The organism is Algoriphagus oliviformis, from assembly GCF_017254915.1.
Classification (GTDB): Bacteria; Bacteroidota; Bacteroidia; order Cytophagales; family Cyclobacteriaceae; genus Algoriphagus; species Algoriphagus oliviformis.
On record NZ_JAFKCT010000004.1, the window covers coordinates 314,508 to 340,171 of the forward strand.

At 52.6% G+C, this 25,664-nt stretch carries 25 protein-coding genes and 1 tRNA gene; 8 read left to right on the forward strand and 18 right to left on the reverse strand.

Going from position 1 to position 25,664, the window contains the following annotated elements:
• The first annotated feature begins 66 nt into the window (after positions 1-66).
• Positions 67-558 (forward strand): DUF4494 domain-containing protein, encoded by a 492-nt coding sequence (locus J0A68_RS11810; RefSeq protein WP_206578416.1) that lies wholly within the window; start codon positions 67-69, stop codon positions 556-558.
• A gap of 40 nt (positions 559-598) precedes the next feature.
• Here J0A68_RS11810 and J0A68_RS11815 read toward each other — a convergent pair whose 3' ends face one another.
• Positions 599-1,210, reverse strand: coding sequence for an HD domain-containing protein (locus tag J0A68_RS11815; protein ID WP_206578417.1), 612 nt, complete (start codon positions 1,208-1,210; stop codon positions 599-601).
• An 80-nt stretch (positions 1,211-1,290) separates the two neighbouring features.
• Between J0A68_RS11815 and J0A68_RS11820 the strand changes: the two genes are divergently transcribed.
• A complete protein-coding gene (locus J0A68_RS11820) occupies positions 1,291-2,361 on the forward strand; it encodes a PAS domain-containing protein (RefSeq protein ID WP_206578418.1) in 1,071 nt (356 codons plus the stop codon).
• Between the two features lie 52 nt (positions 2,362-2,413).
• Here the strand turns inward: J0A68_RS11820 and J0A68_RS11825 are convergent, their stop codons facing one another.
• Positions 2,414-3,286: an SDR family oxidoreductase gene (locus tag J0A68_RS11825; protein WP_206578419.1), complete on the reverse strand. Its 873-nt coding sequence runs from the start codon at positions 3,284-3,286 to the stop codon at positions 2,414-2,416.
• A 79-nt stretch (positions 3,287-3,365) separates the two neighbouring features.
• Between J0A68_RS11825 and J0A68_RS11830 the strand changes: the two genes are divergently transcribed.
• On the forward strand, positions 3,366-4,166 hold the full coding sequence (locus J0A68_RS11830; RefSeq protein WP_206578420.1) for a hypothetical protein: 801 nt from the start codon (positions 3,366-3,368) through the stop codon (positions 4,164-4,166).
• A gap of 65 nt (positions 4,167-4,231) precedes the next feature.
• Here the strand turns inward: J0A68_RS11830 and J0A68_RS11835 are convergent.
• Positions 4,232-4,305: transfer RNA gene (locus J0A68_RS11835), tRNA-Arg, on the reverse strand.
• A gap of 177 nt (positions 4,306-4,482) precedes the next feature.
• Here J0A68_RS11835 and J0A68_RS11840 point away from each other — a divergent pair.
• Positions 4,483-5,229 carry an outer membrane beta-barrel protein gene (locus J0A68_RS11840; protein WP_206578421.1) on the forward strand — a complete coding sequence of 249 codons (747 nt, stop codon included), beginning with the start codon at positions 4,483-4,485 and terminating at the stop codon, positions 5,227-5,229.
• A 160-nt stretch (positions 5,230-5,389) separates the two neighbouring features.
• Here J0A68_RS11840 and J0A68_RS11845 read toward each other — a convergent pair whose 3' ends face one another.
• Positions 5,390-5,959 (reverse strand): phosphatase PAP2 family protein, encoded by a 570-nt coding sequence (locus J0A68_RS11845; RefSeq protein ID WP_236025552.1) that lies wholly within the window; start codon positions 5,957-5,959, stop codon positions 5,390-5,392.
• A 50-nt stretch (positions 5,960-6,009) separates the two neighbouring features.
• Complete coding sequence (gene rpoN / locus J0A68_RS11850) at positions 6,010-7,467, reverse strand: RNA polymerase factor sigma-54 (protein WP_206578423.1); 1,458 nt, start codon at positions 7,465-7,467, stop codon at positions 6,010-6,012.
• Positions 7,468-7,645: 178 nt separating this feature from the next.
• Here rpoN and asnS point away from each other — a divergent pair, with 178 nt between their 5' ends.
• A complete protein-coding gene (gene asnS, locus J0A68_RS11855) occupies positions 7,646-9,097 on the forward strand; it encodes an asparagine--tRNA ligase (protein ID WP_206578424.1) in 1,452 nt (483 codons plus the stop codon).
• A gap of 359 nt (positions 9,098-9,456) precedes the next feature.
• Here asnS and J0A68_RS11860 read toward each other — a convergent pair whose 3' ends face one another.
• The 12 genes from J0A68_RS11860 to J0A68_RS11915 form a co-directional block, all read right to left on the reverse strand.
• On the reverse strand, positions 9,457-10,950 hold the full coding sequence (locus J0A68_RS11860; protein ID WP_206578425.1) for a sulfatase: 1,494 nt from the start codon (positions 10,948-10,950) through the stop codon (positions 9,457-9,459).
• 104 nt (positions 10,951-11,054) lie between these two features.
• Entirely contained in the window at positions 11,055-12,242 is a 1,188-nt protein-coding gene (locus J0A68_RS11865; RefSeq protein WP_206578426.1) for an MFS transporter, read from the reverse strand.
• Between the two features lie 64 nt (positions 12,243-12,306).
• Positions 12,307-13,776 carry an NAD(P)H-hydrate dehydratase gene (locus J0A68_RS11870; protein WP_206578427.1) on the reverse strand — a complete coding sequence of 490 codons (1,470 nt, stop codon included), beginning with the start codon at positions 13,774-13,776 and terminating at the stop codon, positions 12,307-12,309.
• Positions 13,777-13,778: 2 nt separating this feature from the next.
• Positions 13,779-15,092 (reverse strand): MFS transporter, encoded by a 1,314-nt coding sequence (locus J0A68_RS11875; RefSeq protein ID WP_206578428.1) that lies wholly within the window; start codon positions 15,090-15,092, stop codon positions 13,779-13,781.
• Between the two features lie 61 nt (positions 15,093-15,153).
• Entirely contained in the window at positions 15,154-15,618 is a 465-nt protein-coding gene (locus tag J0A68_RS11880; protein WP_206578429.1) for an ExbD/TolR family protein, read from the reverse strand.
• 1 nt (position 15,619) lies between these two features.
• Positions 15,620-16,255 (reverse strand): ExbD/TolR family protein, encoded by a 636-nt coding sequence (locus J0A68_RS11885; RefSeq protein WP_206578430.1) that lies wholly within the window; start codon positions 16,253-16,255, stop codon positions 15,620-15,622.
• Positions 16,256-16,257: 2 nt separating this feature from the next.
• The gene (locus J0A68_RS11890) at positions 16,258-16,587 is read right to left on the reverse strand and encodes a hypothetical protein (protein ID WP_206578431.1); all 330 of its coding nucleotides are present in this window, start codon (positions 16,585-16,587) and stop codon (positions 16,258-16,260) included.
• Positions 16,588-16,640: 53 nt separating this feature from the next.
• The gene (locus J0A68_RS11895) at positions 16,641-17,441 is read right to left on the reverse strand and encodes a MotA/TolQ/ExbB proton channel family protein (protein ID WP_206578432.1); all 801 of its coding nucleotides are present in this window, start codon (positions 17,439-17,441) and stop codon (positions 16,641-16,643) included.
• A gap of 357 nt (positions 17,442-17,798) precedes the next feature.
• Positions 17,799-18,767 carry a transporter family protein gene (locus tag J0A68_RS11900; protein ID WP_206578433.1) on the reverse strand — a complete coding sequence of 323 codons (969 nt, stop codon included), beginning with the start codon at positions 18,765-18,767 and terminating at the stop codon, positions 17,799-17,801.
• Positions 18,764-19,849, reverse strand: a complete 1,086-nt coding sequence (locus J0A68_RS11905) for a cytochrome-c peroxidase (protein ID WP_206578434.1) — start codon at positions 19,847-19,849, stop codon at positions 18,764-18,766. Before J0A68_RS11905 ends, J0A68_RS11900 begins: the two co-directional genes overlap by 4 nt.
• 3 nt (positions 19,850-19,852) lie before the next feature.
• Positions 19,853-20,731, reverse strand: coding sequence for an MbnP family protein (locus J0A68_RS11910; protein WP_206578435.1), 879 nt, complete (start codon positions 20,729-20,731; stop codon positions 19,853-19,855).
• 376 nt (positions 20,732-21,107) lie between these two features.
• Positions 21,108-21,482 (reverse strand): hypothetical protein, encoded by a 375-nt coding sequence (locus J0A68_RS11915; RefSeq protein ID WP_206578436.1) that lies wholly within the window; start codon positions 21,480-21,482, stop codon positions 21,108-21,110.
• A gap of 194 nt (positions 21,483-21,676) precedes the next feature.
• Here J0A68_RS11915 and J0A68_RS11920 point away from each other — a divergent pair, with 194 nt between their 5' ends.
• Positions 21,677-22,261: a helix-turn-helix domain-containing protein gene (locus J0A68_RS11920; RefSeq protein ID WP_206578437.1), complete on the forward strand. Its 585-nt coding sequence runs from the start codon at positions 21,677-21,679 to the stop codon at positions 22,259-22,261.
• Here the strand turns inward: J0A68_RS11920 and J0A68_RS11925 are convergent.
• A complete protein-coding gene (locus J0A68_RS11925) occupies positions 22,258-23,538 on the reverse strand; it encodes a DUF5690 family protein (RefSeq protein WP_236025553.1) in 1,281 nt (426 codons plus the stop codon). The two genes, J0A68_RS11920 and J0A68_RS11925, sit on opposite strands and share 4 nt — an antisense overlap.
• Before the next feature lie 316 nt (positions 23,539-23,854).
• On the opposite strand from J0A68_RS11925, the gene J0A68_RS11930 reads away from it, so the two are divergent.
• Together J0A68_RS11930 and J0A68_RS11935 are read left to right on the forward strand one after the other, a co-directional pair.
• The gene (locus J0A68_RS11930; RefSeq protein ID WP_206578439.1) at positions 23,855-24,991 is read left to right on the forward strand and encodes a zinc-binding dehydrogenase; all 1,137 of its coding nucleotides are present in this window, start codon (positions 23,855-23,857) and stop codon (positions 24,989-24,991) included.
• Entirely contained in the window at positions 24,954-25,652 is a 699-nt protein-coding gene (locus J0A68_RS11935; RefSeq protein ID WP_206578440.1) for a phosphonatase-like hydrolase, read from the forward strand. Before J0A68_RS11930 ends, J0A68_RS11935 begins: the two co-directional genes overlap by 38 nt.
• Positions 25,653-25,664 lie beyond the last annotated feature (12 nt).

The window sequence follows — 25,664 nt, forward strand, 5'->3', positions numbered from 1 at the left end:
AAAACGGCCAACTGTTCGCAGCTTTAGAATAGAAAAAGTACCTTCGAATCCCTAAAAGTCAAAAAGATGAGAACCTGGTTTTTGTGCAAAGTAAAGTACGCGAAAGAAAATGAGGAAGGACTGCTAAAAAGCATTTCCGAGCAATACCTGGTAGATGCGGTGTCATTTACCGAGGCAGAGGCGATTCTTTACGACCGCTTGGGCTCGCAGATCCGCGGCGATTTCCAAGTGACCGGCATCAGCAAGAGCAACATCGTCGACGTATTCTACTATGAAGATGCCGACCAGTGGCATAAGTGCAAGATCACCTACCTGCTTGCCGACGGGGAAAACGGAAAAGAGAAAAAGGTCACCCAATACATGATCGTGACGGCGGAGGATGTGCGACAGGCCTACGACCGCATCCAGGAGAGTCTCAACAACATGCTGGTGAGTTTCCGCGTACCGGAAATCACCGAAAGCCCCATCGTGGAAGTGTTTCCTTTCGAAAAAGACGAGGTCGCCGAGCAGCTGCCTCCTGGCAACTTCCGCCCTGTAAACCAAGAAGAAGAATCCTGACAAAACCGAAAAAGGCCGCGATATGCGGCCTTTTTCGGTTTTAGCCGAGATCAGCCGCGGCCTGATGGCCTATCACAAACTGGATGAGCTCATCCGGTGCGACCCCGGCTTTCCCACAGGCGTCCTGAATATCCTCCCTACTCACCTGGGCGGCAAAAGTCTTGTCTTTCAGACGCTTTTTCACTCCCTTGACCTCCATGCCGACATAGCCCTCCGGCCGCATGAGGGAATATGCATGCACAAAGCCGCTGAGCTCGTCAAAAGCATAGAGCATCTTGTCCATCTCCGACTCGGGCTCCACACCAAAGTACCTCGGCCCATGCGAAGCAATCGCGCGAATGATGGCAGGATCGACTCTTCGCGCCTCCAGCTCTTCGATGATTTTACGACAGTGCTGCTCTGGCCATTGGTCCCAGTCCGCATCGTGGAGCAAGCCCGCCAGATGCCACTTTTGTACGTCCTCGCCTCCATACCCTCGGAACTCGGCGTAGGCCTTCATCAGATGACCGACCTGCTTCATGTGGACTTTGAGCTTCTCGTTTTTCACCCAGTCATCCAAAAGCCGCTTCGCCTCCTCCAAAGAGGGGACATTCCCTGTATTGGCGGGGTCTCCAAAACTGTCTCGATTTAAAAAAAGTGAAGCAACGTTCATTTTGAATAATTGTTTATGTATTTTGAATAAATTTTAATGTTTTACACCCTCAAACCAAGCGGTTTCAGCTATTTTTGGCAATGCAAGATTGGGACTCCATACAGGTGCTGGGCAAACTGGCAGTCATTTCCGACTATTTCCTCCAAATCTCCCTGGACAAATCCGGAAAGGTCATCTCCTCTGACTCAGGCATTGGACCTGTCCCTTCTTTTTTTGACAACAAAGACAAGCCCCTGCAGTTTGAGGACTGCTTCCTTTCCACCGAGTGGGCCAAGTTTGAGACAGCCCGAATCAAGGCCTGGAAAAACCGGCATCAGTCCTTCCTAGTGGACCTGCAAAAGATCAACCACCCCGAAGGCACCACGACTCCCACAAAATGGGAATTTTTTTTCATTACCGACGACTTCGGGACCTGCCTGGGCCTGGGGCATCCCTTGGAGCCTGTCCGCCCCTACCACCTCGGCCTTGGGGAATTCATCGAGGGCACCAGCGGAAGCAACGAACTGCTGAACATCCTGCTGGAAAGCAAGCTCCTCGGCTTTTGGGAATTTGACTCCAAAAACAAGACGGACTACATCAGCAGCGGCCTTGCCCAGATGCTGGGATACAAAGCGGAGGAGCTTCAGGATCTGAAAAAAATCTCCTGGGAGGACCACATCGACCCGGAAGACTTTCCGGAAATACGGAAAGACCTCTCCCAGCACTTTCGCTCTACGGGGAACCTGCCTTTCCGAAGGGAATTCAGGATCATCTCCAAGGGAAACCAAACGATATGGGTCATCGGATATGGCAAGACCGTGAAATGGGACGCCGACGGGCACCCCAAAAAGATCCAAGGCATGCTCATAGACATCACGGAAAAGAAAAAACAGGAAATCTGGATGCGGGACCACCACTATTTCCTCAAAGACCTCGCTTTTCAGCAGTCCCACTCCCTCAGGGCCCGAGTGGCCAATATTCTGGGGGTTTTGGAAATCCTCGATACCGAAACACACAATGCCGAATCCCGGAAGCTGCTCAACATCCTAAAAAAGGAATCCCAACTCCTGGATCAAGCCCTCAAAAAAAGCATCAAGGAATCGGTAAGCCAAAACCGATCCCTTGAGCGTGGATTCGGGTCAGACAGCGAGAAGTCCGACCCCAAGGCTTAGAGCCGACGTATTTTCCACCTTGCCTTTGCATAGCCCCAAAGCAAGCGGGGGCTCAGTGCTTTTTTCCACGGGACACCTCCATCATGTCCCAAAGCTCGGAAGGTATCTGGTCTAGGTTGTTGAACTCCCCTGCGCCCTTCAGCCACTCTCCCCCGTCGATGGTGATCACCTCTCCGTTGACATAGGCGGAAAAATCCGACACCAGGTAGGCCGCCAGATTGGCAAGCTCCTGATGCTCGCCCACCCGTCCCACCGGCACCTTCTTGGCAGGGTCAAACTTTTTCACCAAGTCCCCAGGCAAAAGCCTGCTCCAGGCCCCCTCGGTAGGAAAAGGACCGGGCGCGATCGCGTTGGAGCGAATACCGTATTTTGCCCATTCGACGGCCAAGGAGCGGGTCATTGCCAAGACGCCAGCCTTGGCTGCGGCCGAGGGCACGACATAGCCGGAGCCAGTCCAAGCATAGGTCGTGACGATATTCAGAAAAGTCCCAGGCCGCTTCCGGGCGATCCAGTCCTTGCCCGCGGTCAAGGTGACCTGCGAGGTTCCTTTGAGGACGATATCCAGCACGGTGTTGAAAGCATTGGCGGAAAGGCGCTCCGTGGGACTGATGAAGTTGCCCGCGGCGTTGTTGAGCACCACATGGATCTCACCGAGTTCGGACTTGGCCTTTTCCCACATTGCTTCTACCTGCTCGATCTCGCGCACGTCGCAGGCTAGAGGGATGACTTTCCCTCCGTTTTTGTCAGCCATATCCTTGGCAGTGGCTTCGAGCACGTCCAGCTTGCGGGAGGATATGACCACGTTGGCTCCGAGCTTTAAAAAATACTCGCCCATGGATCTGCCCAGGCCTGTGCCACCCCCGGTCACCAGAATGTTTTTATCTTTGAGCGCTCCCTCGCGGAGCATTCCTTCATTGAATTTCATGCGGTCAATTTGGTATCGTTTTGATCCAAGTTAGCAATCAGGCCCGGTAATTGAAAGGAAACGCAGATCAGCTACTACCATGAGAAAACAATTATTCCTTTTTGCGATGCTCCCGATTCTTTGGTCCTGTGCGGAAGAGGTAAGCAAAGACATCAACACCGACCTGACTCAGGAAGCGGAGCAGTTTTATAGCTTTTCCGAAGCCATCAGCGAGGGGGCTTTCCTAGCAAACATCACCTATGCGGAATACGCGAGAATGACTCCCGCCCAACTCTCGGGCTGCCCCAGCATCACCCACAGCCTGGACTCGCGCATTGTGACACTGGACTATTCCTCCTCAGGGGACTGCGCCCAGGAAAATGCAAACGAGAGGACGGGCAAGATCATCCTGGACTTTACCCAGTCCGGCGAAGCCTCGGCCGCATGGTCGCTCAGCTACGAGGACTACAGCTACAATGGCAACAAGATCGAAGGAAAGCGGGAGTTTCGCGGACTATCCGTGGCAGAAAACCAGGAGAAATTTGAACAGCTCCGGTTTGAAATGGCCAATCAGGCGACCTTCATGGTAAACGGGGAATTTTCATACACCGTCTCCAGATCAAACCTGAAGCTCAGTGCGCTCAGCGCCCGTGGCAAGGCCAGCGGAACCAATCCCGCCGGGAGGGACTTTTCGCTGGTCACCAGCGAGGCAAAAAACCAGCTTTTCCCCTGCTATGGACAGGGCTGGAACCTACCCGTAAGTGGAAAAGAGTCCTGGATCGTGTCCCGTGGCGGCAGCTCAGACCTGGAGTACCAGGTCACTTTCAACAATACCGACACCTGCAACCCGAACGTCACCGCACTGCTACCGGACGGCAGATCGCTGCAGCTGAATCCGTAAGCGGCTCCAAAAGAAGACATTAAAAACAAAAAAGCTTCCCGGATGACCGGGAAGCTTTTGCTTTGTGACCTCGTCAGGATTCAAACCTGAAACCTCCTGAGCCGTAATCAGGTGCTCTATTCAGTTGAGCTACGAAGCCGAATTGGTTTGCAAAGGTAGCTTTATTTCTCTCAAATGCAAGTACTGGCTGGTAAGAAAATTTAAAATTCCCAATCATCCCCTCGGCCTTGCTTAAGAATTATTAAGACCTTCCACAGGGGAAATCCTCTTGGATTTTATATTTTTGCCCACATTCCACAAGTTTGAACCCGCTTTGATGAAAAAACTATTTACTCTGGCGCTGGCAATTTTGTCATTCCATTTTGTGCAGGCGCAGGAAACCGAAACTAAACCAAAGTCTCCCATCGGAGGCCGCCCCAATATTCCCAGTGATCTCAACTTTGAATTTGGCTTCAACCAGCTGACCAACCGTCCTTCTGAGATCGGCGTGGATTTTTTCGGATCACGTACCTTTAACGTCTCCTACCAAGTTCCCATCAACCTCTTTGGGGAGGGATCGGGCTTCACACTGAATCCCGGGCTGGGCATAGGCTCAGACAAAATCCAGTTTGGAGATGACCAAAACCTTTTCGTCAATTCCACGCTGGGGGCCAACTCCTCCGAGCTGAAGGATATCACGGACGTGTACGGCGACAACATCATCATCAAAGCCAACAACTTCTCCGCCAACTATGTCGAGCTTCCAATCGACCTGAGATACCACCTGAACAAGAACAGCTACAGCAAAAGCTTCCGATTCAGCGTGGGCGGCAAGGTAGGCTTCCTCTACGAAGCCCATACCAAAGTGAAATACGAGTCAGCTGCCTTTGACAAGCGCAAGGTCAAGGACAGCCAAAGCTACGGCTTGGAAAAAATCCGCTATGCCATCTCCGTGAAAGCCGGCTCTCCAGGCTTCTACGTTTGGGGAAACTTCTACCTCAACGACATGTGGGAAAAAGGAAGAGGCCCCTATGGCACCCAGGCAAGCCAAGTTAACTTCGGACTCGCTGTAAGCGTATTCTAAACCAGAAGACAAACCCCATCAAAAAGCCCCCAATCAGCGATGCTGATTGGGGGCTTTTTCCTTTCTCCTATAGAATGCGCTTGGATATTTGCAGCAGTCCTCAGCCCTGGATTTTTTTGACGTCGTGGATTGATCCGTTCTCTCGATCCTTGGGGCGCTATCAAGACCAAATCCAGCTGAATCCCAACCAACACACCGCAAAGCCGACAGCCAGCCCCGCATAGATCTCGGTTGGCCTATGGGCTTGCAAAAGCAGCCTGGAGGAAGCCACTGCGCCACATAGGACCAGCACGCCCAAAAGAGGATACAGCACTTCAAACGTGGGAAACTTCTGACCCAGCACCAATACAACCGCAAGCAGCCCTCCCAAGCCGATCATGTGTGCGGAGATCTTCCAAAAAAAACTTACCACGGTCAGCAAAACCACGGCAACACAGATCACCGTCATCCCGAGCCACAGCACGGGATCGAGGTCCGTCTTTTGGTACAAAAACCAGGTCGTCAGGACAAAATACAGGGCAGTGATGGCAAAGGGAAGTTTTCGGTCTTTCACCTCGGGCATATGGAGGCTTTTCACCGTACCACTCAGTCGCAGTCCAATGATGGTCACCATGGGAATCAGCAATGTGGAGAGGACAATCAGGATGAAAATCCGAAACTTAAACTCCTCCGGAATACTCGTGGCTTGAGGAACTCCAAACAACAACAGCCCAAAGACCAAAGTTGGCATGAGCAGAGGTTGGAAAACCGCGGTAAACAGCAAGGCAATCGATCTCAGCACTACAGTTCTTTTCTTAGCCTCGCCACCGGTATCTGCAGCTGTTCCCTATATTTTGCGACGGTCCTCCGGGCAATGTTGTATCCTTTTTTGTTGAGCATCTTCACCAGCTTGTCGTCGGAGAGTGGACGCTTCTTGTCTTCGGCATCTACCATCCCTTGGAGCACCGACTTCACTTCCCGGTTGCTGACGTCCTCGCCACTGTCCGTCGCGATGCCCTCGGAGAAGAAATATTTCAGGGGATAAACGCCAAACTCCGTCTGTATCGCCTTGCTGTTGGCCACACGGGACACCGTGGAGATGTCCATGTCGATCTTTTCGGCGATATCCTTGAGGATCATCGGGCGAAGATTGGTCTCGTCCCCATCGATGAAAAAGTCCTTCTGGTAGTTTAGGATCGCCTCCATGGTCCGCAGGAGTGTGTTTTGTCTCTGCTTGATCGCATCGATAAACCACTTGGCAGAGTCCAGCTTTTGCTTCACAAAGGTGACTGTATCCTTCAGCTTCTTGTCTTTCTTGTCGCTCTTGTCATAGGCGTCAAACATCTCGGCGTAAGATCTGGAAATCCGCAGCTCGGGCGCGTTTCGCGAGTTTAGGCTGATTTCCAACTTTCCGCCCGTATTGGTCAGGATAAAATCCGGGATGATGTATTGCGTGCGAACCAAGCCGTCGGAGGTGCCCCCTGGTTTGGGATTGAGCCTGGTGATCAGGTTTACCGCGTCTTTGATCTGCTCCTCGTCCAGATCGAGTCGCTTCTGGATTTTTGAGTAGTGCTTTTTGGTAAACTCGTCAAAGCACTCCTGCACGATCAGCAGCGCATGCTGCACCACTTCGTCATCCGGGTGGTCCTTGCGCTCCAGCTGGATCATCAGGCACTCCTGAAGGCTTCGCGCGGCGATTCCTGCGGGATCAAAATTCTGGATCTTGCGCAGGATCTCCTCCATCTCGTCGATGTCAGTCTCTATATTTTGGGAGAAAGCCAGGTCGTTGATGATCGCCTCCAGGTCCCTGCGGATGTAGCCGTCGTTTTCGATGCTGCCGATGAGCTGCTGCCCGATCATCTTTTGGCGCTCGTCCAGCTTGAGAAAGCTCAGCTGGGAGATCAGCTGCTCATGCAGCGAAGCCTGGGAGGAAATAGGTATCTCGCGGTCTTCGTCGTCCGCATTGTAGTTGCCATCGCCCTGCATCTTGTAGCCGCTGTACTCGTCGTCCAGATAGTCGTCCAGATTGAGGTCGCTATCTTCCCGGGTCCGGTCTTCCTCGTAGGAGTCCTCAAAGTCATCCTCGGTATTTTGCTCGGGCTCCTCGTCTTTTCCCTCTTCCAGGGCGGGATTTACTTCCAGCTCCTCTTCTATCCGGGCATCCAGCTCGGCAGTAGGCACTTGCAGTAGTTTGATAAACTGGATTTGCTGGGGGGAAAGCTTCTGTGAAAGGGACTGGCTGAGATTAAGCTTTTGCATCGAAATCAGTTAAAACCTGCTATTTGGGTGTTAAAAAAAGCCTTTTCATCCGAAAAAGCCCGTGAACCAAATTTAGGAAAAAGAGCCAATTTTTTGATAAAAAGGTGATTTAATCGTTTTTTTGCATTCCACTGAAAAACGGCCGGAAAAGCACTTTTTCCCGCATAAATACTCTCCAATGGCATTCAACAAACGGGTCAAAATCAAGACCATCCTGGACCAAAATCCGATAGGACAAGAAATCACCCTCATGGGCTGGGTGCGCACCAAAAGAAGCAACAAAAACGTCTCTTTCATCGCGCTCAACGACGGTTCCATCATCACCAACTACCAGGTAGTCGCCGACCCCAATCTGATCTCCGAGGACATCCTGAAGAAATGCAGCACCGGTGCCTGCCTGAAGGTCACGGGCATCGTGGTCGAATCCCAGGGTGCTGGCCAATCCTCCGAGCTTAACGCCAAATCCATCGAGGTACTCGGCGAGGCCGACCCGGAGAAATACCCCCTGCAGCCCAAGAAGCACTCCCTGGAGTTCCTCAGGGACATCGCCCACCTCCGCATGCGCACCAATACCTTCAGTGCGGTATTCCGGGTGCGCCACGCCCTGGCATTTGCCGTGCACAAGTATTTCAACGACAAGGGCTTTTTCTACATCCACACGCCTATCATCACCGCCTCCGACGCGGAGGGTGCCGGGGAGACGTTCAGAGTCACCACTTTTGACCTGATGAACCCTCCCAAGACCGAGGAGGGCAAGATCGACTTCAAGCAGGATTTCTTCGAAAGGGAGACCAACCTGACCGTGTCCGGCCAGCTGGAAGGCGAACTGGCCGCGATGGCGCTGGCTGAGATCTACACCTTTGGTCCTACCTTCCGTGCGGAAAATTCCAACACCACACGCCACCTGGCGGAGTTTTGGATGATCGAGCCGGAGATGGCCTTCTACGACGCAGAAGACAACCAAGACCTAGCCGAGGACTTCCTCAAGTACGTGATCAACTACGCGCTGGAGCACTGTGCAGATGACCTGAAGTTTCTCGACCAGCGTGCCGCCGAGGAGGAAAAATCCAAGCCGGCCGACCAGCGTGCCGAACTGGGCCTGATCGACAAGCTGAAGTTTGTCTTGGAAAATGATTTCGTCCGCCTCACCTATACCGAAGCCATCGACATCCTGAGAAACTCCAACCACAACAAAAAGAAGAAATTCCAGTACCTCATCGACTCTTGGGGGGCCGACCTCCAGTCCGAGCATGAGCGCTACCTGGTGGAGAAGCACTTCAAAAAGCCCGTCATCCTCACCGACTACCCCAAGGACATCAAGGCCTTCTACATGCGCCAAAACGACGATGGAAAGACCGTCGCGGCAATGGACATCCTCTTCCCTGGCATCGGCGAGATCGTCGGCGGATCCCAGCGTGAGGAAAGGATGGACAAGCTGACCCAGCGTATGCGGGAGATGTACATTCCCGAAGAGGAGCTCTGGTGGTACCTCGACACCCGCAGATTTGGCGCGACACCGCATGCGGGATTCGGACTGGGCTTTGAGCGCATGGTGCTCTTCGTCACCGGCATGGGCAATATCCGGGACGTGATCGCCTTCCCAAGGACGCCTGGAAATGCGGAATTTTAACTTCCCAAGCCCTCCAAGGGATTTAAGTCCCTTGGAGGGTTGTTTTATTTCACCCTTGGTGCTGGGCAATCCCCTTGGAGGATTGTTTCTTTTCCAACAATGGGCGGCCTGATTCTCTTTAGAGAGCTGTCGCAAAGCCCAAATCAAAACCCTCCCGAAAATCCATTCAGGAGGATCTTCATTTTATGATTATCCGCTTTTATGCCAGTAGGCAGCCGTGACAATCCAAAAGAACGCCAAAACTAGGGCTTTGCCCTTCTTCGGTCTTCGGTCATCGGTCTTCCAGCCCGATTGAAGAAGCAAATTCGCTTACTGGCAACATTGCGGATAATCATGTTTTATTTTATGGTCCGCGGAAATTAATTGTCCGCAGGCGGTTTTTGATACAATCCCGTATCTCCCTTCTCCAACAATTTCAGAAGCTCTTCCACTTTCTCCGGATTTTCTGCTGCGATATTTTTGGTCTGGAAAGGATCGACTTCAAAGTCATACAGCTCCATCACTTTCCCCTCCTTTCTGAAATACTCCGTCAGGCGGTAGCGTGACGTTCGGACGGAAATGCCGCGATTGTAATACGAATAGGCATAATCCCGCCAAGTCGCCGAGTCCGGAGAATCCATCAATACTAGCATACTTTCTCCATCCAGCGCTAGGTCTCTCGGCATCCCGGCCAATTCGAGCAGGGTGGGAAAAATATCCGTCGTGCTCACCACCTGCTCTATTTGATTGCCCGGTTTGCCGGGTCGTCGGACCATCAGGACGCTCTGCAGCGCTCGGTCAAACAGCGTATGCTTTCCCCAGACCAGCTGGTCACCCAGATGCCAGCCATGGTCTCCCCAGACGATCACGATGGTGTTTTCGGCCAAGCCCTGGCGCTCCAACTCATCCAGCACCTTGCCCACCTGGGCATCTACATAGCTCACGGCCGCAAGGTAGGCATGGCGGATTTTTCTGGAGTATTCCTCAGACATGGCCGCGTCCAAACTCGCCTTCTCCTCCCCTAGGGCATATTGGTTAAACTCCCCACTGGCAAGCAGGCTGGCCTTGGAGGAGTTTTCAGGGATTTCGGAGAAAGGCGCCAAGGGAATCGCTTCCTCCTCGTACAGATCCCAATACTTCTTGGGAGCGGTGAAAGGCAGGTGCGGCTTGAAAAAGCCAAGCCCCAAGAAGAATGGCTGGTTTTTTCCCTTGAGTTCCTTGAGCTTCTCCACGGCCAGATTCGCAGTCAGACCATCTGCATAGCCCTCATCTCCCACATCTGCCGCCTCGTAGGGCTTCACCTGTCCTTTGAGCGTATTGCGGTTGGAGCCGTCGGCATAGCCAAAGAAGGCATGGTGCGCCGTTCCCCACTTTCCGGCGTCAAAGAGCATCTCATCCCAACTGTCCGGCAGCTCGATTTGGTCGCTTTTGGGCTCCAGGTAGTCGTACACATAGCCGTCCGGATGGTGGGAGATCTTGCCTATGCCTACGGTATAGTAGCCGCTCCCCCGCAGTTTTTCCAAAAAAGTCTCCGGGCGCTCCGCCTTTTCCTTCTGCGAAATCATCTGCACAGCAGCCATATTGCCTATTTCCACGGTTGACTTCGGCAATTTGCCGACCAGTAGATTGTACCGCGAGGCCCCGCAAGTGGGCACGGTCACGAAATGGTTTTTGAAAAGGCTGCTTTGTGCGGCCAAGCGGTCGAGGTTAGGGGAATGGACATAGTCCGCTCCGTAGGCACCCAGCTCAGGCCGGAGATCGTCTATGGCGATGAAGAGGATATTGGGCTGTTTTGGGGTTTCGGCACTTTGGCGGGCAAAAGCAGTCGAGGCACAAAGGCAGGCTATGGTCAGCAGCAGTTTGAACGGGTTCATCTCAGGGCTTGTAGGATTCAAAATCGAAAAAGAAAACCTCAAGATAGAAACAAATGTCTTTCAGGCCGGAGCCGACTTTGACTTTCCCGCCAACTGCGGTCCAATCAACTCACCACTTTCACCCTTCGAGCCAGAGGAATGCAAAGGATGCTGAAAAAGATCGCCAAGTAGCCCACCAAGTGGAAGTTGGTCAGCTGTCCGAGTTCGTTTTCCCCGATGATCAGGCCCGCAATCAAGGAAGCCAGACCAGCTGCCAACTGCTGCACCGCGGAATTGAAGCTCAGAAAGCTGCCCCGGTTTTCCGGTTTGGCGGTGCCGGTGATGATGGCGGCAGCGGGGACATAGCGGCCATTGGAAGTCACAAAAAACATCGTGGTCACCACCAGCACCAAGGGAATCGGCGTGACTCCGAGATGCGTGATGATCCCGATGGGGATCAGGTTCAGCAGCATGAAGATCGTGAACACCTTCAGCTTGCCGTGCCGATCCGCCAGCTTGCCTACCCAGGGAGAGGTGAAGATGGTAAAGGCGCCCCCTGCGATGTAGATATAGGTCAGCTGCATTTCGGTGAAACCCACATTGGCGACATTGTAGGGACTCAAAAACGGAATGATCATAAACTGCCCAAACATCATCATCACCGAGAGTGCGATTGCGCGCATTTGGTTGCTGTTGTTGGTCACCCGGGAAATCACCTGAATCGGATGGGGTCTCTGCACTTCTTTGACCAGGTGCTCCCGTATCGGTGGGATAAACTTTGCAATCATCCAAAAACTGACGAGCGCCAAGCCCGCCAAGATGTAGAAGGGCGTATGCCAGCTGGAAAGGCTAGCCAAAAACAAGCCTATAGGTACCCCCATCACCGAGGCAAAGGAAAACGCCGCCATGACCAAGCCCATGGCCCGGCCTCTGCGCTCGTCAGGGATCACATCCCCTATGATCGCCAAAATCAGCGCTGAGGTCAATCCGCCAAACAAGCCCGAAACCACCCTCGCCACCAGCAGCACGCCATAGCTGGGAGAAAGTGCGCAGCCGATAGTACCGATGGTAAAGCCGATGTATACCCATATCAGGATCTGCTTTCGGTCAAACCGGTCCAGAAAAAACGCCCCGAAAAAGCTGGAAATTCCCGCACTGAAGGTGTAAGACGAGACCAATAGGCTAAACTCCGCCGGGCCAATATCGAAGATCCGCATCAGCTGGGGGCCCAGCGGCATGAGGATCATGAAATCTACGATGTGGATAAAATTGATGGCAGCGAGCGTCCAGAGAAGTGCCTTTTCGTTTTGCATGTCAAAAAGCTATGGTTTGAAAACCCATCGGGAGAAAATTAAGTTTTGCCGACGTGGCAATTTTTCAGGAAACATTGAGCCGTAGGTAGGTTTCGGGAATGGCCTCTACCAGGTCAGAGGCGATGGTTCCCCTGCGCTTGCTTTTCCCGGCGATCTCTCCAGCCAACCCATGCTGGTAAACCCCGCATACCAGCGCTTGCTCGGGGCTGTAGCCCTGACCGAGAAAAGAAGTCAGCATACCCGTCAGCACATCGCCAGCGCCAGCCGTGGCCATGTACTGGCTACCCGATGAGTTGAAAATCTGCCTGCCATCTGCCAGGCAAATCACGGAATTGGCTCCCTTGACCAGTAGATTGAGCCTCCACTGCCGGCAAAAAGCGGATGCCTTTGCCAATCGTTCCGGATGGTTTTCGGTTTTCCCCAGTAACCTGTCAAACTCCGCCAAATGGGGTGTGAGGATACTTCCCTCGGGAATCAACGCAAGCAAGTCTGGATTTTGTCCCAAAACAGTGATCGCGTCGGCATCCAAGACTATGGGTCTGGAGTAGCGGCGAAAGATATCGGCCAGCATTTTCGCACTATCCTCCACTCCTATCCCCGGTCCAAGGCCTATGGCATCAAACCTGTTCAAATCCCCTTCCAAATCAAACAGGCACATTCCCTCCGGCAGCGAAGACTGTATAACATGTCGCTCTCCCTCGGGGATCAATGCCGTGACCAGACCGGAACCCGTCCGAAGGGCCGACTTGCAGCAAAGCACCGCAGCGCCCATCTTCCCTTTGCTTCCGGCGAAGAGCAGGATTTTTCCAAAATCTCCCTTGTGTGAAAAGCGGTGAAAGCTGCGATGAAAACCTTTGATATCCTTCTCCCTCAGGTAAAAGTAGGGGCTGGCAAACGAACTATATTCCTCATCGGAAATTCCGATATCCGCAAGGACAAGCGCTCCAGTAGCAAAGGCATGCTCGGGAAAGAGTAGGGAAAGCTTTGGAAAGGCAAAGGTGACGGTAGTGTTTGCCTTCACGCAGTCCCCCTCCAACAAACCATCGGCTGGCAGACCGCTGGGGATATCCACTGCAATGCGAGTCCCAACAAAGGCGTTCATCGCCTGTACCATCTCCTTCGCGTCCTGCCGCAAAGCCCCTTTGAGTCCTACTCCCAAAAACGCATCGATCAGTACGCCGCTGGATCTCGCATCAAACTCCGTCCAGTGAAGGTTCTCCACATCCGATGGCAAAGCTTCCAAGTTCGCCGCCGCATCGGGACTCAAACTGGCAGACTCTCCAAAACAGCGGAACACCGAAACCTGTCTGCCTGAGCGGCTGAGAAGCCTGGCAATTGCAAAGCCATCGCCTCCATTGTTGCCCGAGCCGCAGAAAACAGATACCGGCAGGCTGGGGTCAAAGTCCTGGCTATCCCACCAAGACACAAAGGCCAAAGCTGCCCGCTCCATCAGCTGGAGGCTTTGGATCTGCTGCACGCGCACGTGGGCGGCATCCAATGCCTTCACTTGTTCGCCAGAAAGGATCTTCAGCATAGTCAGGAGGTTTGGACAGACAGGGACTTTTTGGGAATCGTGACGAGCAGCAGGAATCCGAGCCCGACCACGAAAAACATTCCCAAGGCCACGGCGCTGTTCCTCATACTGCCAGTCAACTGCTCAATCGCTCCATAGGAGAATGTGCCAAACACGATGGCCAGCTTCTCGGTCACATCATAAAAGCTGAAAAAAGAAGCATGGTCGGTAGTCTCCTCCGGGATCAATTTGGAGAAAGTAGATCTGGAGAGGGACTGTATCCCTCCCATCACCAGACCCACGACGAATGCCAAGGCATAAAACTCATACACGGTGTACACATAGTAGGCCGCTCCGCAGATACCTATCCAAATCAAAACTAAAATCAGCAGGCTGATCTTGTTGCCGGATACTTTGGAGATGTAAGCAAAGAGATAGCTACCCCCTATGGCCACAAACTGGATGATCAAAATCGTCAAGATCAACTGGTCTCCCGGCAGCCCCAGCTCCTTGTCCCCAAAGGAAGCCGCCAAATACATCACGGTCTGCACTCCCATGGAATAGAAAAAGAAGGACAACAAAAACCGCTTCATCACCGGAATCCCCCGCACTTGGGAAAACACCAAACTGATCTCACGGTAGCCCTTCGTCAGCAACTTGCTTTCGATTTTCTTGCCAAAGGGATTATTGGGAAGGGCACGGAAAGTGATCTGGGCGAAGCCTGCCCACCAAAGTCCGGTGATCAAAAATGAAAATCGCGGTGCAAAACTTCCTTCCGGCACACCAAAAGCATCGGGAAATTGGATCAGCAAGAGGTTAAACACCAACAAAATCACACTCCCTATGTAGCCCAAGGAAAAGCCCCGGGCGCTCAGAAAATCATATTCGTGTTCCTCGGCGATCTCGGGGAGGTAGGCATTGTAAAACACGATGCTACCGGCATACCCTATACTGGCCAAAACGCTGCAGATGATCCCAAACTCCAAGTTGTCACCCTCAAAGAAGAACAAGCCGACGCAGGAAGCCGACCCCAAGTAGGCGAAGGCCTTCATGAACAGCAACTTCTTCCCGGAGGCATCGGCAATTCCGGAAAGCAGGGGGGAAAGCAGCGCTATTACCAAAAAGGAAAAAGAAATGGAATAGGAATACAAAACCGTATTGACCACATCCCAACCGAAGAAACTGACCAAGTCAGAGCCGTCTGTTCCTTTGGTGACACTGTTGTAGTAAACCGGGAAAATGGTGGAAGTAATGACCAGACTATAGACCGAATTGGCCCAATCGTACATGGCCCAAGCCCCGTGGATTTTCTTTTTATTGGCAAGTAAGACCTTCATAATTTCAAACAAAAAAGCCATCCGAAAATCGAATGGCTTTCAATATAGATAATCTCAGTGTTTAATTGTCGTAGATCTTGCCGGTCGAAGCGTAAAGCACTCGACGGGCATCTGCGTTTCTCAATTCTGTCTGGACGTCAGAGATAGGACCCATTTTAACATCTTTATCCACCTTCATGGAGATGGTGATACCTCCTCGGTCGGCCTCAGGCAACTTGTCACGCTCTTGGTTGACCCACTGGACAATGTCCGGAGCAGTCACCAATACGTCATTGGCTTGCACGCGAGGTTCTGACCCGTACAGAGAAGTGTTTTTAGGCTTACCGATAAACAGGTAAGAAATCAAACTCTTCTTCTGAAGCTTCTGCAACTGGGAAGCCTGGGGGATTTTTTGCTCTACCAAGATCTCCTGATCCCGCAACACGGTGGTCACCATGAAGAAAAACAGGAGCATGAAGATAATATCAGGAAGTGCCGAGGTCGGAATCGTGGTGTCCGCTTTCGTCTTTTTCTTAAACTTTGACATTTTAATTCCCTCCTATTTTATCTGGTTCTGCAATAGAAATAGCCATTGGAAGGTCTGCCTTGCCACGGTCTTGAAGAGCCTTAGAGGCATCATCATCACCGGTCAACTGACGATACTCGTCCGCGGAAAGGCCTACTCGCTCGCCATAGATGTCGAAATATGCCTTCTTGGCCAAGTCAAACACTTCAAGGAAAAGCTCGTAGCTGGTACCTCTGTTGGTCTTAATGGAAACTACCGCTTCGGTAGGGTCATCAGAAGATTCTGCTCTTCTGAGGGCCTGGGCTTGAAGGGTTGCCGGGAATGTATTGTACAGGGCAACGCCTTTCTCTGTCGGTGCGCCGAAGTTCAGGACGAAGTCCTTGATCTCCTTATCCAGTCCGTCCGGAGATCTTCTATACTCTCCCTCCACCAACAGGTCGTCGTTGGCGTTGATGAGAATAGTGAAGATGTTCCGCTCGTTCTTCTGGATATCGGGTGGCGGCACGTTTGGATCAAGCTTGGGAGGCAGGATGTTGAGAATCCCTTTGTCCGAAGCCATCGTTGTGGTGACTAGAAAGAAGATCAAGAGCAGGAACGCGATATCCGCCATGGATCCCGCATTTACCTCCTGACTTCCTCTACCTTTACTTCTTGCCATAATTACTTAATAGCTTTGTTGAGTTCTGTAATCACGATACCGACTATTGCTACAGCTGTCAATACGTAGGTGGTGATCAGACAGCCCCCTACAATTTGTGACATTTGTGGAGTCAGGTTGAATGGCTCGCTTTCAAACTTTGGCAACACTTCATTTGAGGAAATAGAATAGCAAATGAAGAACAGTACCAAAATCGCAACCACTCCCAGACCCGTCTTTACCAAGCTCTTTGGATCATCCAAAGACTTGATCAGCGGAAGCAAGATGGAGACTACGGCTCCGACTCCCACTAGCGCATAGCTCACATAGAGCATAATATCATAAGTATCCATAGTAATTTCTTGAGTTAATTAGGAACTGATTTAGACAAAAGAGGAAGTAAGGATTACTTACCGGTCAATTTGTGCTTCACCAACACGTCTACCAAAGAGATAGAAGCTTCTTCCATGTCGTTAACCAAAGAATCAATTTTTGCTACCAGGTAGTTGTAGAACAACTGCAGGATGATCGCAACGATCAAACCGGCAACGGTAGTCAAGAGAGCGATTTTGATACCACCTGCTACGATGGATGGGGAGATGTCACCAGCAGCCTCGATGGTATCGAAGGCGAAGATCATACCGATTACAGTACCCATGAAACCCAACATTGGAGCCAGGGAGATGAAAAGGGAGATCCATACCAGACCTTTTTCCAATTTGCCCATCTCTACAGAACCGTAAGCGATGATAGACTTCTCGACCATCTCGATTCCTTCGGAATATCTCATCAAACCTTGGGTAAAGATAGATGCAACTGGACCTTTGGTGTTTCTGGTCACGTCTTTTGCAGCTTCAATACCACCGGATGCCAACGCATCTTCCACTTTGTTGATCAGCTTTTTGGTGTTGGTAGTCGCAAGGTTCAAAGTGATGATTCTCTCCAAAGCGATGGCCAGACCCAGGATCAAACAGATCAATACCGGAGTCATGTAAACGGGATCACCTTCGATGAACTTCTCTTTGATTACTTGGTGAAAGCCCTGCTCCTCAGCGACGATCTCATCGTCAACGATGGTTGGAGAGGCAGCAGGAGTCTCTACTGCTGGAGTTGTGGTTGCAGCTGCCGAATCAGCATCTTGCGCGTTAGCGAAAACAGGAACAGTCATGATACCTGCAAGCATGAACAAAGCGATTAACTTTCTCATAATGTGTTTTTAATTAGACTTTTGATAAAGGTTAAATGGTTTCCAGATTAAAATCGAGTTTTAAAGGTATGATTTTTTAGATTCAAAAAACAATGGGGTCTTTTAACTTTTTTGAAAGAATCCGCTGTTTAGATTGAAATTAGGCCAATTTTTACATGAATGGAACGCTAGAATCAACTTATTCCTCCCGGCAAAATGCGGCCGAAAATAGTTTTCCAAGACTTTCGGACGCCACCGCCGCACATTTCCATTGGCCATCAAGAATATCCATTTTTTGCTGAAATACCCACCCCTTATTCTATTTTTTAACCAGTGTTGCAAAAAAGAAAACCGGGCATCCCTTCGACAGCTTTTAGCCTACATGCCAAACAGCGTCGGTTCCTCCTTCTTTTTTCCCCTTATATTAAAGGAAACATGCGTCATCAGCCGATTGCCGGCCAGCGCCCGGTCATGCGCAAGGTTCTGGCTGAGTGGTATCTGGTAGTTTGCACCCAGGGACAAAGGTCCCATATTCACCTCCACGCCGACTACGTTGCTGAGCAAGTCGCCGCCGGATTGGTAGACTTCATACCTATTATAAAGCAGATCCGGACTTTGGCTCTCATAAAGCAGGCCGACGTTGGGAGCGACACGGACCTTCTGCTTGATGTTAAACTTGTAGTAGGCCAGCAGATTGCCGGTAAACTTGTTGCCGTAGCGGTAGTCGTAGCGATTCTCGGTGTTGAGCTTGTAGCTCGTGTTCACGTTGACCCCGAAGTCCATCAGGCGTATGTCGTAGGCGGCATTGACCAAGAAGTCCGTGCTGCCCGAGCCCAGCTGGAAGTTGTTGGGCGAGTCGGGCATGAGCTGCTCCCCGTCTTCGTACTTGCCCGTGGGTGCTTTTACCCCAGCTCCCAGCCACAGGGAGTGGGCCAGCATTTTGGAATTGGACGTGGTGATGCGCGATTCGAAAAGCTTGTAGTTCAAGATCCCCACCACATCGCCCAGTCCTTCCTTTTGCCCTTTGAGGCTGCCGTTTTCCAGCGCTCGGCTATTGAAGTTGTAGGGCAAAATGGCCATCACCCGCCACTTGGAGCCGAAGTTCCAAGCGCCCCAGGCCTCGATGCTGCGGTAGCTTTCGTCAGAGGTCAGCGGCGTGCGCTCGCCGCCGGGCCCGAGATGCGTGGTCAGCAGCTTGGACTGGTAGCGCAGCCCGACAAACTTGTCGCTGAAATCGGGCAAAATCCCCAGGTAGTAGCTTCCCACCCCGCATCCGCAGATGTCGCAGGCCAAAACCGGAAAAGACAGCGAGGCAAAGAGAATCAGGGTTATGAGTTTGGTTTTCATTTATTAAAAGGGCTGTTGAGGACCGGCTCCGCCAAAAGTGGATTGGTGACGAAGTCTCGGTCGGTCAGGGTTTGTAGAAAGGCGATCAGTTGCTCTTTTTCGGAATCGCTCATCTGGATACCGATGGAGCCATCTTCGTTTCGGAAGACCGGATCCAGCGTCTCCGAGTCCACCAAGCCGCTGCGGTAGTGCTCGATCACGCGATTGAGCGTGAGAAAGCGTCCATCGTGCATGTATGGCGCGGTGTATTCCCAGTTTCGCAGGCTGGGGACCTTAAACTTGTACTTGTCCGCAGCATTGAGCGTGACATCGTACCGGCCCTGGTCGTCCAGCGGATTGGGTGCGAGGCCATTGTTGCGGTAGCTGCGATCCGTGAGCAGGGGTTCGGCATGGCAGCTGGCGCAGCTTTTCTGGAAAACCCGATACCCGGCCAGCTGCTCTTCGGTGAATTCAGCCTCATGCCTGCGCACTTGGTCATAGTGAGACTGGTCGCTGATCGCCATGAGCATGTATTGGGAGAGTGCTTTGAAAAACCGCGCGTCGGTGATCTCCTCAGTGCCAAAGGCCTTCTTGAACAATCCCGGATACTCGGGATGCTCCCGCAGTTTGCGCAGCACATTGGGCACATTCTCATCCATCTCCACCGGACTCGTGATCGCATTGATCGCCACCAGATCCAAGTCAAAGACTCCCCCATCCCAAAAGAAGCCTTCGCTCCAGGCCAGGTTCATGATCGGCTGGGGATTGCGTATGCCGAGCTGATCGTCGATGCCATGGCTCACGTCATGTCCGTGGTGGGTAAAAGCCGCCGTCTGGATATGGCAACTGCCGCAGGCGATGGTATTGTTTCGCGACAGGCTGGGCTCAAAAAAGAGCCGCTTGCCGAGTTCAAAGCCGGCTTTGGTCACCTCGTTTCGAGACATATTATATAGAGGCTCGGGGAAACCCTCCGGCTGTACAAAGCCCTGGAAAAGCTCCGGCTCCTCCTCGCCACGACCACAAGACCAAGCCACCACCGCCAAAAGCAGCAGTAGTGGCAAGGCCTTGGAAAGAATGGAAAAACCTGATTTTGGCGCCAACATCGCTTACAGACCTTCTTCTCCTTTGCTGAAGTTTTCCGTATGGTCGTGTCGGAACATGCCCGGGAAATTATTGGCCACGTTCACGCTGAAGTCGCTAAACATCACCGTGGGGTGCTCTGGAATGCTGAAGCTATTTGGCCCGTCGAAAATCTGCATGACGTCCACGAAAAGATGGACGTTGCTCCTCAGCCCCTCACGCACTTGCGCAAGACCACCTTGCTTCAGGTCCATGGTGACCTCCTTGATATTGTTTAGCGTGGGCGCGCTGTAGCCTCCGAAGCCGCCGATGTGGTATTTGAACTGCTTCTTTCCTGTAGGATCCCCCTGCTGGTCATCCGAGATCAGCGGGCAGGTACCTTCCAGCTTCAGGAAGATATACCCGCTATTCCAGCCCCAATACATTCCCCCTCCGGAATGTCCATGGGAAGGGTCAAAGGAGAGCACGCCGGTTCTTTCCTCCACCGGCATGGTATTCCGCAGGCTGTCCACGCCCAAGACGAAAGAAACCTTCGAATAGTCCCCCTCCGGCACCACCAGCTTGGCAAATCGGGTGTCGCGGTCACTGCCCTGGATCAGGAAATAGCTGTCCTCCTGGGGCACCACATACTCCTCGCCGGACTCGGTGTAGAGCTTGATGTTGCTGACAAAGTATTGTAGCGTGGTGATGGAAAACTCCTCCCCCCTTGCGTTGGTGTAGGTTCGTGGAGCCAGGCCAAAGGTCTCCTCGCCCACGATGTTGTCAAATTCGAGCGAAAACTCGCCCGACTTCTCCGAGTTGGGACCGGAGTCCTCCTCGATGCAAGCCGTACTGAGTAGGGCAAGGCCGATCATTAGAATGAATTGGAATACTGATGCCTGTATGTTTTGTGATGGATTTTTCATCGTTGGATTGGTTGGAATAAAGACACAGCGCCGCTCACTTTCTTGCCGATTGGCAAGAGGGAGTTGGCCGAAAAGCGCCTAGCGCCCGTCGGATTCGCTGTTGGGATTTTTTGAAATATGATTGTCCGCTTTTATGCCAGTAGGTAGCCGTAACGATACGAAAGAAGGCCAAACTCTAGGCCTTGCCCTACTTCGGTCATCGGTCTTCCAGCCTGCCTAAGCAGACAGGCTCGATTGAAGAAGCAAATTCGCTTACTGGCAAGATTGCGGATAATCATTTTTTGAAAACACCTTTCCCCCATAGCCCAGGCTATCGGCGATCTAGACCAGGCTCAAAGCCCGGGATCGAAAAGGTGAACTGGGTAGGGGTGAAAAATCAGGCCGTGGGCGGCTTGTTGATTTCCTGCGCAACCAAAAAAGTAACCGGCTCGCTGTACATGGCCTCAGGCTGGTGAATCGCTGACACGAGCGTCTGATAGACTTGCCCCAAAGCCGGAGCCGGGATGTAGATCCCAAAGTCAGTGCTGAATTTGTGGGTGGCGTTGGCATCCCGCTTTTCCTTGGCCTCTTTCATCTGCTGGGCGAGGTAGCACTTGCCGTCGCAGTTCATCATCGGCTTGTCTTTGTTCACGCAGAAATTTTCGATGATGTAGGCCTTGTTCAGCTCATAGCTTCCCCGGATGACCGAGTACACCATGCTGTTGAGCATGAGCACGGAGCAGAGGAAGATATGGAAGAGGCTTTTTACCACGGCGCAAAAGTAGGCTGGGAAAAAGGACGATCAAAAGGATTTTTAGACTTTTGCAACAAAACTGCACGCCTTTTCTCTCCGACGAGGGGCGCAGGTCAACCCTGCTTTTTTTCTCAAAGAGAAATTTCCAGAGCTTCTTCGGCATTGTTTTTTCACCTCCGGAAAATGTCTATACATTTCCGCAAAAAATACCGATGAACTCCTCCGACTACCTGACCGTCCAGATCGGCAACAAAATCAAGTCTATCCGTAAGGAAAAGGGATGGAGACTGGGGGAGCTGGCCGAAAAATCCGGGATGAGCATAGCCATGGTCTCCAAGATAGAAAACGGCCGCATCATCCCGACGCTCCCCTCCCTGATACAGCTCATCCAAGCCTTCGACCTCGGCGTTGCGGACTTTTTCAGCGACCTCAAGTCGGAAAACGACTTCAGCGGATACATCCTTCGAAAGAAAAGCGAGTACACGCAGCTCAACAAGGAAGAGGAATCCATCGGCTACGAGTACCAGATGATCCTCAATTATCCCATCGAAAAGTCATCCATGGAGATCACCCTGCTCACGCTCAAAAGCGGGGCCGAGCGGGAGCCGGTGTCCACGGCGGGATTTGAATACCTCTACATCCTTCGGGGCAAGATCCGCTATTGCCTGGGCTCGGAGACTTTTGACCTGGAGGAGGGAGACTCCCTGTTTTTTGACGGCAACATCCCCCACGTTCCCAAAAACGAAACCCAGTCCGACGCGGAGCTCCTGGTCACCTACCTGATCAGCATGGGCTAGGAATGCAGGGAAAATTCCGGGCGCTTCCTGGACCGAGTCTGGAGCAGCGCCAGCGTCAGCACGCAGACACCGGCCATCACGACCCCGGCGGTCTGGTTTAGGTCGCCGAGGAAATTGACCCAGGTCAGGGGGGAGTCGCTAAACTCCTTGAAGAGCATCACGCCCACGCTGCCGGTGTAGCCCAGCGCGTCAGCCATGTAAAAAAGAAAGCCCACGTTGCCCGTAAACCTGAGCATGGCCACAAAGCGCTCAAAAATCAGACAATGGAAGAGGATGTAGGGCAAGTACAGACCCACCCCGTTCATCACCATCCAGCCTACCGGCGACACTGCCCCACTGTCAAACAGACGGGTCAGCAACACGATGCCCACGCAGCAGCATAGACTCAGCAGCATACCATAGTTGAAAGCCTTGCGATTGTCCCGGATCAATACCCCAAATGCCGTCACCACGAGCACGAGTACGGCTACCGGAATCTCCGTGAGCGTGATCATTTCGGGCTTGTGCTGCATGCCCAGCTCCGCCCAAAACTCCACCATGAAATTGTCCCGAAAGTCGCGGACGACGGTAAGCAGCACATAGACCACCACCAAGCCTCCAAACACCCAGCCGTGCTTTCTCAAAAAATCCAGTCTCGCCCGGGCGTCCATGGGGCTTCGCTCGGAGCGCAGGCTCAGGTCTTCGGCAGAGCGCTGCCCCGAGCGGTTGAGCATCCGTACCGACACCAGAAAAACCGGGAAGAAAACCGCCCCCGTGAGGAATGGCATGACAAACTCTCCCACGCCAAAGCCCTGCATGAGCCACACCCCCACGGTCTTGACAAATCCGGTCGAAAAAATGAACGTAGCACTCAGCGCGGCAGCCAGGAGTTCGGTGTTTTTTCTGCCTTCCAAATAGGAAAACACCAGGCCGAAGACCATCCCCAAGGGCAAGCCGTTCAAAAACAGCGCGAGCGGCTTCAGCCACATCGGCACCAGCGCAAAGGCCAACAGCATCAGCAGGCCAAACCCCACCAGCAGGACCAGCGACTGTGCGCGCTTCTGGTTGGTCATCTCCGACACAAACTTGATCCCCACAAACTTTGAACACATATACCCCAAAACCTGGCTGATCACCAGGATGGTCTTGAAGTCCATTCCATAGAGCTCTAGGCCTGTGTATTGCCCTGCCAAAAAGGCCTTGCGGACCGCATACATCCCGGTGTAGGACAAAAAAGCCCCCAGCATCAGCAGCAGCGTAGATTTCTGCGGAAGGAAGCCGGGTACCCGAAAAGCCATATTTTTCATATTATGAAAATTCTCCCTATTTACCTCCCAAGGAGCTCTGTGCGGAAAGCACGCTTTTGCCACTGTCCCAAAAGCAAAAAAAAGGCTTTACGCACCGATAAAACCATGGTTTTAACCCAGTTCGATAAACTAAAACCAAAGCTAGCTACTCAAATACCGAAAAACGGCCGCACAGCGTTAAGAGATTATTACTTTTTCCTACATGAAATTAATTTTCCTATTTGGAAAAATTTAAACTTCTTTGCAGCACACCAAAGCTTAGTCAGCATAGGCTGACACGACAGCCGCCCAAGCGGCGGCACTAGCCATGGATCAAAAAACAGCCGTCGCGATGGTCTTTGAGGCCGCCCACCTACCCTTCACCAAAAGGGAGCTGGGGTTCCCCGTGCTGAAAAAAGGCGAGGCGCTGATTCAAATCTCTTTTTCCACCATCTGCACCAGCGACCTCCACACTTATCACGGGAGACGCTGTTCGCCCTCGCCCAGTGTCTTGGGCCACGAGGTGATCGGGAAAATCGTCGAACTCGGAGAGGATGGACTGGAGGACTTCCACGGTCAAAGCCTCCGAATCGGCGACCGGATCACCTGGTCTGTCTATGCCCATGACCACGCGGGGGAAATGGCAAGCAGGGGACTCCCCCAAAAGTCCCTGGGGCTTTTCAAGTACGGACATGAGCAGATCTCCGAGCACCGCGCCCTGAGCGGCGGCTTTGCGAGCCATTGCCATCTGCAGGCGGGTACAGACATCTTTCGGATACCCGATGCCATCAGCGACAGCGAAGCCGCACCTCTCAACTGCACCCACGCCACCATCGCAGGGGCTATCCGACTGGCTGGCAACCTGCGGAAAAAGAACGTGCTGGTGACGGGCGCCGGGATGCTTGGGCTTTCCGCCTGCGCCATGGCCAAATACGCCGGAGCCGAACGCGTCTGGACAATGGACCTGGACGAAAACAGAATACAGCGGGCGCGAGACTTTGGCGCCGACGGAGGCTTCCTTGCCAATACCGAAGACCTAACACTAAAGGCCGAAATCGCCCAACTGGGAGGTATAGACCTCGTGATCGACACCAGCGGAGTAGCCTCGGCGATGGAAAAAGGCATCTCCCTGCTCGACATTGGCGGTACCGCCATATGGGTGGGCGCGGTGTACTCCGAGCGAAAAACAGCAATAGACGCAGAATCCATCGTCCGGAGGATCATCACCATCAAGGGACTCCACAATTACATCCCAGAGGATCTGGCCTACGCGATCCAGTTTATGGAAAGCGTCAGAAACAGACACCCCTTCGCCTCGCTCGTCGGGGCGGAGTATGACCTTTCCCTACTGGGCGAGGCTTTTCATTTTGCCAACACATCCAAACAATACCGGATAGGGATACGCCCATCCCCCAACCCCATCAGCAATGAACAACAAACAAAAGATCCGACTGGTCGTGTTTGACATGGCCGGCACCACGGTCAACGAGCAAAACGTCGTATACAAGTCCCTCCAGACAGCCGTCAATAAGCTCGGGCTCAGCGTCACCTTGGACCAGGTGCTTTTGCTGGGCGGAGGCAAGGAAAAGCTCCAGGCGCTGCGCGACATCATCCAAGCCACCTCACCGGGCCTAGCAGATCTGGAGAAAAAGAGCAAGACCGCTTTTGAGGACTTCCTCTCCATACTGGAAGAAGCCTACGCCAACCTGGAAGTCTCGACCTACGAAGGCACGGTGGAGATCTTTGGGCTACTGAGAAAAAACGGCATCAAAGTCGCCCTCAACACCGGCTACAACAGCCAAACTGCCTGCGCCCTGCTGAAAAAACTCAACTGGAGGGAAGGACAGACTTTTGATGCGCTGGTCACTGCCGACGAGGTGGAAAACAGCCGACCTGCCCCCGACATGATCCTCCTCGCCATGGAAAAGCTCGAAATCGAAGACCCGCAGGAAGTGGCGAAGGTCGGCGACTCCATCGTGGACATCGAGGAGGGCAAGGCTGCCAACTGCGCCCTCAGCCTAGGGGTCACGACCGGAGCCCAAACCGCCGAACAGCTGAAGACTGCCCGGCCAGACCACATCCTTGACTCTCTCACGGAGCTACCCGCAATCCTTTCTCTTCAATAAACCAAGCAACCC